General features: G+C 61.0%; 12 protein-coding genes. All 12 read right to left on the minus strand.

The genetic code is table 11. The features are described 5' to 3' along the window. Nucleotides 1–2 precede the first annotated feature (2 nt). The 12 genes from rplC to rplK all read right to left on the minus strand — a co-directional run bounded on the left by rplC (nucleotide 3) and on the right by rplK (nucleotide 16410). On the minus strand, nucleotides 3–647 hold the full coding sequence (gene rplC / locus BMY52_RS04000; protein WP_090251249.1) for a 50S ribosomal protein L3: 645 nt from the start codon (nucleotides 645–647) through the stop codon (nucleotides 3–5). Nucleotides 648–779: 132 nt separating this feature from the next. After that, complete coding sequence (gene rpsJ, locus BMY52_RS04005) at nucleotides 780–1094, minus strand: 30S ribosomal protein S10 (protein ID WP_025282228.1); 315 nt, start codon at nucleotides 1092–1094, stop codon at nucleotides 780–782. A gap of 6 nt (nucleotides 1095–1100) precedes the next feature. Then, nucleotides 1101–2291 (minus strand): elongation factor Tu, encoded by a 1191-nt coding sequence (gene tuf, locus BMY52_RS04010; RefSeq protein WP_090251251.1) that lies wholly within the window; start codon nucleotides 2289–2291, stop codon nucleotides 1101–1103. 52 nt (nucleotides 2292–2343) lie between these two features. Next, nucleotides 2344–4443, minus strand: a complete 2100-nt coding sequence (gene fusA / locus BMY52_RS04015; RefSeq protein WP_090251254.1) for an elongation factor G — start codon at nucleotides 4441–4443, stop codon at nucleotides 2344–2346. Between the two features lie 41 nt (nucleotides 4444–4484). Further along, nucleotides 4485–4952, minus strand: coding sequence for a 30S ribosomal protein S7 (rpsG, locus tag BMY52_RS04020; protein ID WP_090251257.1), 468 nt, complete (start codon nucleotides 4950–4952; stop codon nucleotides 4485–4487). Nucleotides 4953–4973: 21 nt separating this feature from the next. Next, nucleotides 4974–5351 (minus strand): 30S ribosomal protein S12, encoded by a 378-nt coding sequence (gene rpsL, locus BMY52_RS04025; protein WP_090251259.1) that lies wholly within the window; start codon nucleotides 5349–5351, stop codon nucleotides 4974–4976. Between the two features lie 125 nt (nucleotides 5352–5476). After that, entirely contained in the window at nucleotides 5477–9727 is a 4251-nt protein-coding gene (rpoC, locus tag BMY52_RS04030) for a DNA-directed RNA polymerase subunit beta' (protein WP_090251261.1), read from the minus strand. Between the two features lies 1 nt (nucleotide 9728). Next, a complete protein-coding gene (rpoB, locus tag BMY52_RS04035; RefSeq protein WP_090251264.1) occupies nucleotides 9729–13811 on the minus strand; it encodes a DNA-directed RNA polymerase subunit beta in 4083 nt (1360 codons plus the stop codon). 149 nt (nucleotides 13812–13960) lie between these two features. Next, entirely contained in the window at nucleotides 13961–14341 is a 381-nt protein-coding gene (rplL, locus tag BMY52_RS04040) for a 50S ribosomal protein L7/L12 (RefSeq protein WP_090251267.1), read from the minus strand. 48 nt (nucleotides 14342–14389) lie between these two features. Beyond that, the gene (gene rplJ, locus BMY52_RS04045) at nucleotides 14390–14914 is read right to left on the minus strand and encodes a 50S ribosomal protein L10 (RefSeq protein ID WP_025282234.1); all 525 of its coding nucleotides are present in this window, start codon (nucleotides 14912–14914) and stop codon (nucleotides 14390–14392) included. A gap of 367 nt (nucleotides 14915–15281) precedes the next feature. Then, nucleotides 15282–15977: a 50S ribosomal protein L1 gene (gene rplA, locus BMY52_RS04050; protein ID WP_090251269.1), complete on the minus strand. Its 696-nt coding sequence runs from the start codon at nucleotides 15975–15977 to the stop codon at nucleotides 15282–15284. A gap of 1 nt (nucleotide 15978) precedes the next feature. After that, nucleotides 15979–16410, minus strand: coding sequence for a 50S ribosomal protein L11 (gene rplK, locus BMY52_RS04055; RefSeq protein WP_090251272.1), 432 nt, complete (start codon nucleotides 16408–16410; stop codon nucleotides 15979–15981). Nucleotides 16411–16494 lie beyond the last annotated feature (84 nt).

The raw sequence follows: 16494 nt of genomic DNA on the forward strand, positions 1-16494 counted from the left end.
AGTCAACCCTTCGCCTTGACAGCGGGACGCACCATGACGTCACCACCGGTGGAACCCGGCACCGCGCCACGGATCAGAAGCAGATTCCGCTCGGCATCAACCCGGACAACCTCCAGGTTCTGGATCGTGCAGCGCTCGTTACCCATCTGGCCAGCCATCTTCTTGCCCTTGAACACACGACCAGGCGTCTGGTTCTGACCAATGGAGCCCGGCGCACGGTGAGAGCGGGAGTTACCATGAGTGGCGTCCTGCATACTGAAGTTGTGACGCTTGATCACACCCTGGAAGCCCTTACCCTTACTGGTCCCGGTGACATCCACCATCTGACCTTCGGAGAAGACATCCACCTTCAGCTCAGCGCCCACCTCAACGCCTTCACCCTCACCCTCTTCCAGACGGAATTCCCAGAGACCGCGACCGGCCTCCACACCCGCCTTGGCCAGATGACCGGCCAGGGGCTTACCCACACGACTCGCCTTACGAGAACCCACCGCTACCTGCAGGGCGCGATAACCATCGCGTTCGCCGGCCTTCACCTGGGCGACACGATTCGGCTCCACCTCGATGACAGACACCGGCAGGGACACTCCGTCTTCCGTAAAGACACGAGTCATGCCCACCTTGCGACCGACCAGTCCGATTGCCATGACACTACCTCTGCTTCCACCCCGAGACCCCGGGGCGTCGGAGAAATTATTTCATTCTGAAAGTCACGGCCCGGCACAAGTTACCCTGCACCGGGCCATGGAAAGCCAACTATTATGCCACAGAAACTAGGGCTAGTTAAGCTTTATTTGCACATCCACACCAGCCGCCAGGTCCAGTTTCATCAGGGCGTCCACGGTCTTGTCTGTGGGGTCCATGATATCCATCAGGCGCTTGTGTGTACGGATCTCATACTGGTCCCGCGCGTCCTTGTTGACGTGGGGAGAGATGAGCACCGTGAAGCTTTCCATCTTCGTGGGCAAAGGGATCGGACCCTTCACCCGCGCACCGGTACGCTTCGCGGTTTCCACAATCTCAACGGCCGAGCGATCAATCAAACGATGATCAAAGGCCTTGAGGCGAATACGAATTCTTTGCTTGGCTGCCATGGACGTTTACTCGATGATCTTGGCGACAACGCCGGCGCCGACCGTGCGGCCACCTTCGCGAATTGCAAAACGCAGGCCGTCTTCCATGGCGATCGGCGCAATCAGCGACACCGTCATCTTGACGTTGTCACCCGGCATCACCATCTCGACGCCTTCAGGCAGATCGCAGGAACCGGTCACGTCCGTGGTCCGGAAATAAAACTGCGGACGGTAACCATTGAAGAACGGCGTGTGACGACCCCCTTCATCCTTGGACAGCACATACACTTCAGCTTCAAACTTGGTGTGCGGCGTGATGGAACCGGGCTTGCACAGCACCTGACCACGCTCCACTTCATCACGCTTGGTGCCACGCAGCAGCACACCCACGTTGTCGCCCGCCTGACCCTGATCCAGCAGCTTGCGGAACATCTCAACGCCAGTCACGGTGGTCTTCTTGGTGTCGTGGATACCCACGATCGCCACTTCATCACCCACCTTGCAGATGCCGCGCTCAATACGACCCGTCACCACCGTGCCACGACCGGAAATGGAGAACACGTCCTCCACCGGCATCAGGAAGGCACCATCCACCGCGCGCTCAGGCTCGGGAATGTAGGTGTCCAGGGCTTCAAGCAGCTTGTCGATGGCAGGCACACCAATCTCGGAGGTGTCGCCTTCCAGCGCCTTCAGCGCAGAACCCGTAATGATCGGGGTGTCGTCACCCGGGAATTCGTAGCTGGACAGCAGGTCACGAACCTCCATCTCCACCAGCTCCAGCAACTCCGGATCGTCCACCATGTCGGCCTTGTTCATGAACACCACGATGCACGGCACGCCCACCTGGCGGGCCAGCAGGATGTGCTCACGCGTCTGAGGCATCGGGCCGTCGGCCGCAGACACCACCAGGATGGCACCATCCATCTGCGCCGCACCCGTGATCATGTTCTTCACATAGTCCGCGTGACCGGGGCAATCCACGTGAGCATAGTGACGCACGTCAGACTCGTACTCCACATGCGCCGTCGCGATGGTGATACCACGCGCCCGCTCTTCAGGAGCATTGTCAATCTGGTCGTAAGCACGGGACTCACCACCAAACTTCTTGGCCTGGCACACCGTCAGGGCTGCCGTCAGCGTGGTCTTGCCATGGTCAACGTGACCAATCGTGCCCACATTCACGTGCGGCTTTTTACGCTCGAACTTTTCCTTCGACACCTTTCTACCCCTTCAAAAAATTCAAATCTGGCTGGGCCGCAATGACCCGGGATCAGGACGCCTTCTTGACGACGGCTTCGGCCACGCTGGCGGGCGCTTCCGCGTACTTGCAGAACTCCATCGAGTACACGGCGCGGCCCTGAGTGGCAGAACGCAGATCGGTGGAATAACCGAACATCTCGGCCAGCGGCACCTCGGCACGCACGATCTTGCCGGCCGGGGCATCATCCATGCCCTGCACCAGGCCACGGCGACGGTTCAGGTCGCCCATCACATCGCCCATGTATTCTTCCGGGGTCACCACCTCAACCTTCATGATCGGCTCAAGCAGCACCGGGCTCGCCTTGGCGGCGCCTTCCTTGAAGGCCATGGAGCCGGCAATCTTGAACGCCGACTCGGAGGAGTCCACATCATGGTAAGAGCCGTCGAACAGGGTGACCTTGAAATCCACCAGCGGGAAACCACCCACGACACCGTTCTTACTGGCCTCCTGGATGCCCTTGTCCACGGCAGGGATGTATTCCTTGGGAACCACGCCACCAACGATGGCATTTTCAAACAGGTAACCATCACCGGCCTCACGGGGTTCGATGCGCACCCATACGTGACCATACTGACCGCGGCCACCGGACTGACGCACGAACTTGCCTTCCTGCTCCACCGTCTTGCGGATGGTTTCACGGTAGGCCACCTGCGGCTTGCCGACATTGGCCTCCACCTTGAACTCGCGCTTCATGCGGTCAACGATGATGTCCAGGTGCAGCTCGCCCATCCCGGAGATGATGGTTTGACCGGATTCCTCGTCAGTCCGCACGCGGAAGGACGGATCCTCCTGAGCCAGCTTGCCCAGCGCAACCCCCATCTTTTCCTGGTCGCTCTTGGTCTTGGGCTCCACGGCCACAGAGATCACAGGCTCGGGGAACTCCATGCGCTCCAGCGTGATGACGCTATCCATGGCGCACAGGGTTTCACCGGTGGTGACATCCTTGAGACCCACGGCCGCCGCGATATCGCCGGCGCGCACTTCCTTGATCTCTTCCCGGGAATTGGAGTGCATCTGCACGATACGACCGATACGCTCGCGCTTGCTCTTCACCGGGTTGAACACGGTATCGCCGGATTTGACCACGCCGGAGTACACCCGGAAGAAGGTCAGCGTACCCACGAACGGGTCGGTGGCAATCTTGAAGGCCAGCGCCGCAAAGGGCTCATCGTCCGTGGAATGACGCAGCGCCTCGGTCTCGTTGGCATCATCCAGGTGACCCTTGATGGCCAGCACATCCGTTGGCGACGGCATGTATTCCACAATGGCGTCGAGCATGGCCTGCACGCCCTTGTTCTTGAACGCGGAACCACACAGGGCAGGCACGATCTCGTTGTTCAGGGTGCGCTTGCGCAGGCCCTGCTTGATCTCGTCCGTGCTGAGTTCGCCGTCATTCAGGTACTTCTCCATCAACTCCTCGGAGGACTCGGCAGCCGCCTCCACCAGGTGCTCGCGCCAGGTCTGGCAGTCGTCCTGCATCTCGGCGGGAATGTCCTTCTCCTGGAAGGTCATGCCGTGGTTGTCCGTATCCCAGTAGATGGCCTTCATCTTGACCAGGTCGACAACCCCCTCGAAGCCGTCCTCGGCCCCGATGGGCAACTGCAGCGGCACGGGATTGCCGGCCAGGCGATCCTTGATCTGCTTCACCACACGCAGGAAGTCGGCGCCGGGACGGTCCATCTTATTGACGAACGCCATGCGCGGCACCTGGTACTTGTTGGCCTGACGCCACACCGTCTCGGACTGGGGCTCCACGCCACCCACGGCACAGAACACGGCGCAGGCACCATCCAGCACACGCAGGCTGCGCTCCACCTCAATGGTGAAGTCCACGTGCCCGGGGGTGTCGATGATGTTGATGCGATGCTCAGGAAACTGCTTTTCCATACCCGGCCAGAAGCAGGTGGTCGCCGCGGAGGTGATGGTAATCCCGCGCTCCTGCTCCTGCTCCATCCAGTCCATGGTGGCGGCACCGTCGTGCACCTCACCGAGCTTGTGGGACACACCGGTATAGAACAGAATCCGCTCCGTGGTGGTCGTCTTGCCGGCGTCGATGTGCGCCATGATACCGATGTTACGGTAACGCTCGATGGGGGTTTTGCGTGCCACTGTAAAAATACCTCGAAGAAACTATTGCCTAGGCCGCCGTCTTACCAGCGGTAATGCGAGAAGGCCTTGTTGGCTTCTGCCATGCGGTGCGTGTCTTCACGCTTCTTGACGGCCGAACCCTTGCTGTCGGATGCATCCATCAATTCACCCGCCAGCTTCAGGGCCATGGACTTCTCACCGCGCTTGCGGGAGGCATCCACGATCCAGCGCATGGCCAGGGCGTTCTGACGAACTGCACGAACCTCCACAGGAACCTGGTACGTGGCGCCGCCGACACGGCGGGACTTCACCTCAACACGAGGGCGCACATTCTCAAGCGCCAGATCGAGCACTTCCAGGCCATCGCCTTTCTTGCTTTCAATCTGACTCAGGGCGCCGTACAGAACCCGCTCAGCCACGGACTTCTTGCCATCACGCATCACCGTATTGATGAACTTGGCAAGCAGTTCGCTCTTGTACTTGGGGTCGGGAAGGATATGGCGTTTGGGAGCTTCGGATCTTCTGGACATGGTCTTATCTCAACAGGCCGCTTAGGCCTTCTTGGGACGCTTCGCGCCGTACTTGGAGCGAGCCTGCTTCCGATTTTGCACACCCTGGGTATCCAGGCTGCCGCGAACCGTGTGATAACGCACACCGGGCAAGTCCTTCACACGACCGCCGCGGATCAGCACCACGGAGTGCTCCTGAAGGTTATGGCCTTCACCGCCGATGTAGCTGGACACTTCGTAACCATTGGTCAGGCGCACACGAGCCACCTTACGCAACGCAGAGTTCGGCTTTTTCGGCGTCGTGGTGTACACGCGGGTGCAGACACCACGCTTTTGCGGACAGGCCTCGAGGGCCGGCACACTGCTCTTTTCCGTCGGGCGCTTGCGGGGCTTGCGCACTAACTGGTTAATTGTTGCCATGAAAGCTTTTCTCCTAGCCCAAAAACAACGACAGGCCGGACCCAACCGGCCTGTCGAGGGTGCGATATGTTAGGCAGACTCAAGGCCCCTGTCAAGCAGGGGACTTGAGTCCGTCAAGTGGGTGGTTATTCCTGGGTCGGCTGATCCGTGGAAGACGGCGGGTTTTGATCCGTCTCGGTGGTACTGGCCTCGGGATCGACCGGTGTGTCGCGCGGTGCCTCGCTGGGGGCTTCCGGCATCCCCAGGTTCAGCCCCTCGCCGTAGCGACGGCGACGCCGTTCCTTGTGATAGGCAAGTCCGGAACCCGCCGGGATCAGACGTCCCACGATGACGTTCTCCTTCAAACCGCGCAGGTCGTCCCGGGCCCCGCGCACGGCGGACTCGGTCAGCACCCGGGTGGTCTCCTGGAAGGAGGCCGCCGAGATAAAGGACTCCGTCACCAGCGAGGCCTTGGTAATGCCCAGCAGGACGCGCTCATACAGCGGGGCCTGCTTGTCGGAACCCAGACGCTCGACCTCTTCCAGCACTCGGGAGCGATCCACCTGCTCGCCGGTGAGGAAACGCCCATCTCCCGGATAGGTGATGTCCACCTTGCGCAGCATCTGACGGATGATCACCTCAATGTGCTTGTCGTTGATCTTCACGCCCTGCAGTCGATAAACGTCCTGAATCTCCTTGGCCATGTACTCGGCCAGCGGCGTCACGCCCAGCAAGCGCAGGATGTCATGGGGGTTGGGTTCGCCCTCGGCGATCACTTCCCCCTTCTCCACGTGCTCACCCTCGAACACGCTCACCTGACGCCACTTGGGAATGAGTTCCTCGTGGTTCTCGCCGCTCTTCTCATCAGTGATGATCAGGCGCTGCTTGCCCTTGGTGTCCTTGCCGAAGCTGACGGTACCGGAACGCTCCGCCAGGATGGCCGGCTCCTTGGGCTTTCTCGCCTCGAACAGGTCGGCCACCCGGGGCAGACCCCCGGTGATGTCACGGGTCTTGGAGGACTCCTGCGGGATACGCGCCACCACGTCACCCACTTCCACTGCTGCACCATCCTCCAGATTCACAATGGAGTTGGCGGGCAGCACGTACTGGGCAGGGATCTCCGTACCGGCCAGGCACAGGTCGCGGCCATCGGGGCCAATCAGTTTCACCGTAGGACGCAGATCCTTACCCATGGAACCGCGGGATTTGGGATCAATGATCACCGTCGAGGTCAGACCGGTCACCTCGTCCACCTGCTTATTGACGGTCACGCCTTCCGTGAAGTCGTGCAGGCGGATGGTACCGGCCACCTCGGTGATGATCGGGTGGGTGTGGGGATCCCAGGTGGCCACTTCCTGGCCGGCCTCGACCGCATCACCATCACCCACCAGGATCACGGCACCGTAAGGCAGCTTGTAGCGCTCACGCTCGCGGCCGGCCTCGTCGATCACGCCGATCTCACCGGAGCGGGACACCGCCACCAGGTTCTGGTTCTTGTTTTCCACCGTCTTGATGTTGTGCAGACGAATGGAACCCCTGGATTTCACGGCGATGTTGCTGGCCGCCGCCGTCCGGCTGGCAGCCCCACCGATGTGGAAGGTACGCATGGTCAGCTGGGTACCCGGCTCGCCGATGGACTGGGCCGCAATGACCCCCACCGCCTCGCCGATGTTCACCTGATGGCCTCGGGCCAGATCACGACCGTAGCACTTGGCGCAGATCCCGTGACGGGTCTCGCAGGTGATGGCGGAACGCACCACCACCTCGTCCACGCCAGCCGCCTCCATGGCGTCCACTCGGGCCTCATCCAGCAGTGTGCCCTTGGGCATGATCACCGAGCCATCCAGGGCCAGCACATCCAGGGCCAGCACACGGCCCAGCACACGCTCACGCAGCGGCTCGACCACGTCACCCCCCTCGATGATGGGCTTCATGACGATGCCTTCTTCGGTGCCGCAATCCTCTTCCGTGACCACCAGATCCTGGGAGACATCCACCAGGCGACGGGTCAGGTAACCGGAGTTCGCGGTCTTGAGCGCGGTATCCGCCAGCCCCTTACGTGCACCGTGGGTGGAGATGAAGTACTGCAGCACGTTCAGCCCCTCACGGAAGTTTGCCGTGATGGGGGTCTCGATGATGGAACCGTCCGGCTTGGCCATCAGGCCACGCATCCCCGCCAACTGGCGGATCTGGGCTGCAGAACCACGTGCCCCGGAATCGGCCATCATGAAGATGGAGTTGAACGAGGGCTGGCGCTGGGTGTTGCCTTCGGCATCCACCACCTCGTCGCTGCCCAGCTTTTCCATCATGGCCTTGGAGACCTGGTCATTGGTGTGCGACCAGATATCCACCACCTTGTTGTACCGCTCACCCTTGGTCACCAGACCGGATGCGTACTGATCCTCAATGTCCTTCACCTGGGCCTCGGCGGCCGCCAGGATCCCCGTCTTCTCATCCGGGATCACCATGTCGTTGATACCGAACGACACACCACCCCGGGTGGAATACTTGAACCCGGTGTACATCAACTGGTCAGCGAAGATCACTGTTTCCTTCAGTCCCACCCGACGGTAACAGGCATTGATCAGGCCCGAGATGGCCTTCTTGGACAGGTCTCGGTTCACCAGTTCGAACGGCATGCCCGGGGGCAGAATCTGCGACAGCAGCGAACGACCCACGGTGGTGTCGTAGCGGGTGAACGTTTCCTCGTGCTGACCCTCCTCGTTAATCACCACCTCGCGGATACGCACCTGCACCTTGGCATGGATGTGCACGCAGCCGTTTTCGTAGGCGCGATGCACCTCGTCCACGTCGGAAAAGCGCATGCCCTCGCCCTGGGCATTGATGCGCTCACGGGACATGTAATACAGGCCCAGCACGATATCCTGAGACGGCACGATAATGGGCTCGCCATTGGCCGGGGACAGGATATTGTTGGTGGACATCATCAGGGCGCGGGCTTCCAGCTGCGCCTCCAGAGACAAGGGCACATGCACGGCCATCTGGTCGCCGTCAAAGTCGGCGTTGAAGGCAGCACACACCAGCGGGTGCAGCTGGATGGCCTTACCCTCGATCAGTACCGGCTCGAACGCCTGGATGCCCAGACGGTGCAGCGTGGGCGCGCGGTTGAGCATGACCGGGTGTTCCCGGATCACCTCGTCCAGGATATCCCAGACCTCCGGACCTTCACGCTCCACCAGCTTCTTGGCTGCCTTGATGGTGGTGGCCAGGCCGCGACGATGCAGCTTGCCGAAGATGAAGGGCTTGAACAGCTCCAGGGCCATCTTCTTGGGCAGACCACACTGATGCAGACGCAGCGTGGGGCCCACCACGATGACCGACCGGCCTGAATAGTCCACGCGCTTGCCCAGCAGGTTCTGCCGGAAACGGCCCTGCTTGCCCTTGATCATGTCGGCCAGGGACTTCAGCGGGCGCTTGTTGGTCCCCGTGATGGCCCGACCGCGACGACCGTTGTCCAGCAAGGCATCCACAGACTCCTGCAGCATGCGCTTTTCGTTGCGCACGATGATGTCCGGGGCATTCAGCTCCAGCAGCCGCTTGAGGCGGTTGTTGCGGTTGATCACCCGGCGGTACAGATCATTCAGGTCGGAGGTGGCGAAGCGGCCGCCATCCAGGGGCACCAGGGGACGCAGATCCGGCGGCAGCACCGGCAGCACTTCTAGGATCATCCACTCCGGCTTGTTACCCGATTCCAGGAACGACTCGATCAGCTTCAGGCGCTTGGCCAGGCGCTTGATCTTGGTATCGGAGTTGGTCTCGCGCACTTCCGTGCGCATGCGGGTGGCCTCGGCCTGCAAATCGATGGAGCGCAGCAATTCAAACACGGCCTCGGCGCCCATGCGGGCGTCGAACTCATCACCATGCTCCTCAATGGCCTCCAGATACTGCTCATCGCTGAGCAGCTGGTTGCGTTCCAGGGTGGTCATCCCCGGGTCCACCACCACAAAGGCCTCGAAGTACAACACGCGCTCGATATCGCGCAGCGTCATGTCCATGAGCAGACCGATACGGGACGGCAGGCTCTTCAGGAACCAGATATGGGCCACCGGGCTGGCCAACTCGATATGACCCATGCGCTCGCGGCGCACCTTGGTCTGGGTGACTTCCACACCACACTTTTCGCAGACCACACCGCGATGCTTGAGACGCTTGTACTTGCCGCACAGGCACTCATAGTCCTTGATGGGCCCAAAGATCTTGGCGCAGAACAGGCCATCCCGCTCCGGCTTGAAGGTGCGGTAGTTGATGGTCTCCGGCTTCTTCACCTCGCCGAATGACCAGGACCGGATCATCTCCGGCGACGCCAGCGCGATCCGGATGGCATCGAACTCCTCCACCTGGCCCTGCTGCTTGAAGAGATTGAGAAGATCTTTCATATCAGTCCTGCTCCAGTTCGATATTGATGGCCAGCGAACGGATCTCCTTCATGAGCACATTGAAGGACTCGGGGATGTTCGCCTCCATCCGGTGATCGCCATCGACAATGTTCTTGTACATCTTGTTGCGTCCCTGAACATCGTCGGACTTCACAGTGAGCATTTCCTGCAAGGTATACGCCGCACCATAGGCCTGCAGCGCCCAGACCTCCATCTCACCGAAGCGCTGACCACCAAACTGCGCCTTGCCGCCCAGCGGCTGCTGGGTCACCAGACTGTAGGGCCCCGTGGAACGCGCATGCATCTTGTCATCCACCAGGTGGTTCAGCTTCAGAATGTGCATGTAACCCACGGTCACCGGGCGATCAAAGGCCTCGCCGGTGCGGCCATCAATCAACGTGGCCTGCCCCGTGTCGGGCAGATCCGCCAGCTTGAGCATGGACTTGATCTCGTGCTCATGGGCACCGTCAAACACCGGCGTGGCCATGGGCACACCCTTCTTCAGGTTGCCGGCCAGTTCCATGATCTCCTCGTCACTCAGCTGAGACAGGTCTTCCTTGCGATTGTCCGGATCATGGTTGTAGATCTGATCCAGGAACTGCCGCAACTCATCCACCTTGGCCTTCGCCTCGACCATGCGACCGATCTTCTGGCCCAGGCCCTTGGCCGCCCACCCCAGGTGGGTTTCCAGCACCTGCCCCACGTTCATGCGCGAGGGCACGCCCAGGGGGTTGAGGACGATATCCATGGGGGTACCATCCTCGGTGAAGGGCATGTCCTCGGTGGGCACGATCATGGAGACCACACCCTTGTTGCCGTGACGGCCCGCCATCTTGTCACCGGGCTGCATGCGGCGCTTCACGGCCACGTATACCTTCACCATCTTGAGCACACCCGGCGCCAGATCGTCACCGGCGGTGAGCTTGTCCTTCTGCTCCTTGAAACGTTTCTCGAAGGCGTCGTGCTGGGCCTTGAGGGCATCCGCCATCAATTCCAGCTGTTCGTTCACCTCCTCGCTACGCATACGGATTTCGAACCACTTCTCCCGGGGCAGTTCCCCCAGATAGGAACGAGTCACCTTGACGCCATCCTTCAGCCCCCCGGGACCGCCCGCGGCCAGCTTGCCATTCAGCAGCTTTTCCACGCGATCGTAGATGTCGTCCTCGTAGATACGCAGCTGGTCCTTGAGGTCCTTGCGCACCGACTCCAGGGCAGCCTCTTCGATCTGCAGGGCTCGCTTGTCCTTCTCCACCCCATCACGGGTGAACACGCGCACATCGATGACCGTGCCATCGATACCGGACGCCACGCGCAGACTGGTGTCCTTCACGTCCGAGGCCTTCTCACCGAAGATGGCTCTCAGGAGCTTCTCCTCGGGGGTAAGCTGGGTTTCACCCTTGGGGGTGACCTTACCCACCAGGATGTCGCCCGGGTTCACCTCGGCACCCACGTAGACGATGCCCGACTCATCCAGCTTGGACAGCAGGCTCTCGGACACGTTGGGAATATCGGCGCTGATCTCCTCCGGCCCCAGCTTGGTGTCCCGGGCCACGCAGGTCAGCTCCTCAATGTGGATGGAGGTAAAGCGATCCTCTTCCACCACCCGCTCGGAAATGAGGATGGAATCCTCGAAGTTGTAGCCATTCCAGGGCATGAAGGCCACCAGCATGTTCTGCCCCAGGGCCAACTCACCCAGATCGGTGGAGGAGCCATCGGCCAGCACGTCGCCGCGGGCGATGGTATCGCCCACGCGCACCAGCGGGCTCTGGTTGATGCAGGTGTTCTGGTTGGAACGGGTGTACTTGGTGAAGTTGTAGATATCCACGCCCGGCTCGCCCGCCTCGGTCTCGTCGTCATTGACGCGAACCACCACGCGAGCGGCGTCCACCGAGTCCACCACACCGCCACGACGGGCGACGATGGAGGAACCGGAGTCAATGGCCACGGTCCGCTCGATGCCGGTCCCCACCACCGGGGTCTCGGCACGCAGGCAGGGCACAGCCTGACGCTGCATGTTCGAACCCATGAGGGCGCGGTTGGCGTCGTCATGTTCCAGGAACGGGATCAGCGCCGCCGCCACCGAGACAATCTGCTTGGGCGAGATGTCCACGCACTGGATCTTGTCCGGCGTCGACATGGTGAACTCGTTCTGATAACGGCAGGACACCAACTCGTCCACCAAGCGGCCTTCCTCGTCCAGGGCCACGTTGGCCTGGGCGATCACATAGTTGCCTTCCTCGATGGCCGACAGGAACAGGATCTCTTCGGTCACCTTACCGTCCACCACGCGCCGGTACGGGGTCTCCAGGAACCCGAAACGGTTGGTGCGGGCATACACGGCCAGCGAGTTGATCAGGCCGATGTTCGGGCCTTCCGGCGTCTCGATGGGACAGACACGACCATAGTGGGTCGGGTGCACGTCGCGCACCTCGAAGCCGGCGCGCTCACGGGTGAGGCCGCCCGGCCCCAGGGCCGAGATACGGCGCTTGTGAGTCACCTCGGAGAGCGGATTGTTCTGGTCCATGAACTGGGACAGCTGGCTGGAGCCGAAGAACTCCTTCACCGCCGCCGCCACCGGCTTGGCGTTGATGAGCTCCTGAGGCATCAGCCCTTCGCTCTCGGCCACGCTCAGCCGCTCCTTCACGGCCCGCTCCACGCGCACCAGGCCGACGCGGAAGACATTCTCCGCCATCTCACCCACGCTGCGCACACGGCGGTTGCCCAGGTGGTCGATATCATCCACCTGGCCGTTGCCGTTACGGATATCGATGAGCACCTTGAGCACGTCCAGGATGTCATCATTATTCAGCACACCCGGCCCGGTCTCTTCCTCACGGCCCACGCGGCGGTTGAACTTCATCCGCCCCACGGACGACAGGTCGTAACGGTCTTCGCTGAAGAACAGGTTGTTGAACAGCGTCTCGGCCGCCTCCTTGGTGGGCGGCTCACCGGGACGCATCATGCGATAGATCTCCACCTGCGCCTCCAGCTGCGAGCGGGTGGTATCGATGTTCAGCGTACTGGAGATATACGGGCCGTGATCCAGCTCGTTGGTATACAGGGTACGGAAGCTCTTCATGCCGGAGCGACGCACCTTCTCCAGCAGATCGGCGGTGAGTTCCTCGTTGGCATTGGCGATCACCTCGCCACTGTCCTCGTCCACCACGGCATGGGCCAGGATCTTGCCGATCAGGGAATCGGCCGGCACCTGCAGGGAATCCAGGCCAGCCTCCTCCATCTTGCGCACATGGCGGGCAGTGATGCGACGGCCCGATTCCACCAACAGCTCATTGCCCAGGTGAATATCAAATGCCGCGGTTTCACCGCGCAAACGCGCCGGCACCAACTCCATCTCGAAGCCATCGGTGAGCACGCGGAACTGAGTGGTCTCGAAGAAGGTGGAAAGGATTTCCTCCGTCTCCAGACCCAACGCACGCAACAGCACCGTGGCCGGCAGCTTCCGGCGACGGTCAATACGCACGTAAATGGAATCCTTGGGGTCAAACTCGAAGTCCAGCCAGGACCCGCGATACGGGATCACACGGGCATTGAACAGGAGCTTGCCGGAACTGTGGGTCTTGCCCTTGTCATGGTCGAAGAACACACCCGGGGACCGATGCAACTGAGACACGATCACGCGCTCGGTGCCGTTCACCACAAAGGTGCCGTTCTCGGTCATGAGCGGCAACTCGCCCATATAGACTTCCTGCTCCTTGATGTCCTTGACGACACGGGAGCCCGCCGGGGCATCCTTGTCGTAGATCACCAGGCGCAGCAGCACGCGCAGGGGCGCGGCATAGTTCATGCCCCGCAGCTGACATTCCTTCACATCGAACACAGGGTCGCCCAACCGATAGCTCACATACTCCAGTTCCACGGAACCGGAATAGCTCACAATCGGGAAAACCGACTTGAAAGCGGCGTGCAGACCTACCTCCTCGCGCCCTTCCTGAGGGTCGCGCATCTGGAGGAACTGCCGATAGGAATCAATCTGCGTGGCCAACAGATAGGGGACCTCAAGGATCTGGGGCCGTTTGCCGAAGTCCTTGCGGATTCGCTTTTTCTCGGTGTAGCTATAAGCCATTGTGATTCCTCACACTAGAATCGACAGAATCGACACGCCACTCACAGGAACAAGTGAGCTGGGACAAGCAGAAAGAGGCCGGCGGTGCAGCACCGCCAGCCCCTGTACTGACAGGACCTGGTCTTTCAACAAAGGACCAGACCAACGCCTTATTTCAGTTCGACAGTGGCGCCGGCTTCTTCCAGTTCCTTCTTCATCTTCTCGGCATCGTCCTTGTTGGCACCTTCCTTGATGGTGGCCGGAGCCGATTCCACCATGTCCTTCGCTTCCTTCAGGCCCAGGCCGGTCAGGCCGCGCACGACCTTGATCACGCCAACCTTGTTGGAGCCGAAGCTGGACATCACCACGTCGAACTCGTCCTTCACTTCCTCGGCGGCTTCGCCAGCGCCACCTGCAGCGGCCGGAGCAGCGGCAACGGCGGCAGCGGCGGACACGCCGAACTTTTCTTCCATGGCGGAGATCAGGTCAACGATCTCCAGAACGGTCATGTTGCCAATGCTTTCCAGGATGTCTTCTTTCGAAACTGCCATGATTTAACTCCTAAGAGGGTGCAATACCCGATTCGGTTCAATAATGGGTCAGGCGGCGGCCTGCTTCTGGTCCCGGATGGCGGCCACGGTGCGAACCAGCTTGCCAGGCACTTCATTGACAGTGCGAGCAAACTTGTCGAGCGGGGCTTTCATCGTCGCCATGAGCATGCTGATGGCCTGATCGCGGGTCGGCATACTGGCCAGGCGTTCAAGTTCCGCCGGTCCCAGCAATTGCCCGCTCACGGACACCATCTTGCACTCAAGCTTTTTGTGGTCCTTGGAGAAGTCCTTGACCAGACGAGCGGCTGCACCAGGATCTTCCTGGGAGAAGGCAATAATGAGCGGACCCACCATCCCTTCCTGCATGCACTCGAAATCGGTCCCCTGAACCGCGCGGCGGGCCAGGGAGTTCTTCACCACCCGCAGATAGACACCGGTGTCCCGCGCCTTCTGGCGCAGTTCGGTCATCTCGGCAACGGACAGTCCACGGTATTCGGCAGCCACGGCCGAATGTGCTTGAGCGGCCACCGCGGCGACCTCAGAGACAATCGCTTTCTTGTCTTCGAGATTCAGTGCCACGGATTACCTACCTCCTGTCTGACGACGGGGGCTTAACTACGCCTCCGACGCTGAGTGATAAAGCCGAGGAACAATTCCCCGACCCCTTTCACGGCGTACCCTCAGCAGGAAGAACCTGAATCGGGAGACACCGTCTGCGCAGGCGAAACTGCCGCTTCATTAAGTGCCAGGCCTCCCCGGCACACCTGCGGTCTTGGACGGATGCCGGCAACCGCCGGCAGTCCTACCCAAACCTACTTAATCTTGTTGCTCCCTCCTCCCCTGAGGGGAGAAGGGCTGGGGATGAGGGGGGACGGGCACCTGACCCATCTCCACCCTCACCCCAACCCCTCTCCCGCTGGCGGGAGAGGGGCTTCATTCATCAGATAGCCAGACTCCCCTGGTCCACGGGAACACCCGGGCCCATGGTGGTGGAGACCGTCACTTTCTTCATGTACACACCCTTGGCTGCGGAAGGCTTGGCCTTCTGCAGATCGCTCAGCAGCGCATTGAGGTTTTCCTCCAGCGCCTGCGGCTCAAAACTCACCTTGCCAATAGTGCAATGGATGATACCGGACTTGTCCGTGCGGTAACGTACCTGACCCGCCTTGGCATTCTTCACCGCCGTGGCCACATCGGTACTCACGGTGCCCACCTTCGGGTTCGGCATCAGGCCGCGGGGGCCCAGGATCTGGCCCAGCTGCCCCACCACACGCATGGCGTCGGGGCTGGCGATGGCCACATCAAAATCCAGATTGCCAGCCTTCACCTGTTCGGCCAGGTCATCCATGCCTACGATATCCGCACCGGCTTCCCGGGCAGCGTCTGCATTGGCACCCTGGGTGAACACGGCCACGCGCACGGTCTTGCCGGTGCCGTTGGGCAGCACAGTGGAACCCCGCACCACCTGGTCGGACTTGCGCGGGTCCACACCCAGATTCACGCTCACATCCACGGACTCGGCAAACTTCACGGAAGCCGTATCCTTGAGGATCTGCAAGGCATCATTCAGGGGATAGAACTTGCCGGGCTCCACTTTCTCGCGGATGGCCCGCATACGCTTGCTCAGTTTAGCCATCTTAGAGGCCCTCCACGTCAAGGCCCATGGCACGGGCACTTCCAGCAATGGTGCGAACAGCGGCATCCATATCGGCGGCGGTCAGATCAGGCCACTTGGTCTTGGCGATCTCTTCCACCTGCTCACGCGTGACCTTGCCCACCTTGGAGGTGTTAGGGGTGGCGGAGCCGCTCTTGATACCGGCCGCCTTCTTCAACAACACAGCCGCGGGCGGCGTCTTGGTGATGAAGGTGAAGCTGCGATCGGAATACACAGTGATCACCACGGGAATCGGCAGACCCGGTTCCATGTCCTGCGTCTGGGCATTGAATGCCTTGCAGAACTCCATGATGTTCACGCCGCGCTGACCCAGCGCCGGACCCACCGGGGGACTGGGATTGGCCTTGCCGGCCGCCACCTGAAGCTTGATGTAAGCTTCAATCTTTTTCGCCATGGTATGGACTCCTGAATATGGGTGTTAGCGCCTTTCGGCTCCCCTGGGGAAAAGCAGCGAATCCCGGGTCACGCCCGGGATTCG

The organism is Ectothiorhodospira marina (assembly GCF_900109495.1).
Lineage (GTDB): Bacteria > Pseudomonadota > Gammaproteobacteria > Ectothiorhodospirales > Ectothiorhodospiraceae > Ectothiorhodospira > Ectothiorhodospira marina.

Bases quoted from the DNA above. Each gene is read 5' to 3' on its own strand.
- rplK (WP_090251272.1), bottom strand. From the start codon at position 16,410: ATGGCGAAAAAGATTGAAGCTTACATCAAGCTTCAGGTGGCGGCCGGC.
- rplL (WP_090251267.1), bottom strand. From the start codon at position 14,341: ATGGCAGTTTCGAAAGAAGACATCCTGGAAAGCATTGGCAACATGACC.
- rpoB (WP_090251264.1), bottom strand. From the start codon at position 13,811: ATGGCTTATAGCTACACCGAGAAAAAGCGAATCCGCAAGGACTTCGGC.
- rplA (WP_090251269.1), bottom strand. From the start codon at position 15,977: ATGGCTAAACTGAGCAAGCGTATGCGGGCCATCCGCGAGAAAGTGGAG.
- rpsG (WP_090251257.1), bottom strand. From the start codon at position 4,952: ATGTCCAGAAGATCCGAAGCTCCCAAACGCCATATCCTTCCCGACCCC.
- rpoC (WP_090251261.1), bottom strand. From the start codon at position 9,727: ATGAAAGATCTTCTCAATCTCTTCAAGCAGCAGGGCCAGGTGGAGGAG.
- rpsJ (WP_025282228.1), bottom strand. From the start codon at position 1,094: ATGGCAGCCAAGCAAAGAATTCGTATTCGCCTCAAGGCCTTTGATCAT.
- rplC (WP_090251249.1), bottom strand. From the start codon at position 647: ATGGCAATCGGACTGGTCGGTCGCAAGGTGGGCATGACTCGTGTCTTT.
- rpsL (WP_090251259.1), bottom strand. From the start codon at position 5,351: ATGGCAACAATTAACCAGTTAGTGCGCAAGCCCCGCAAGCGCCCGACG.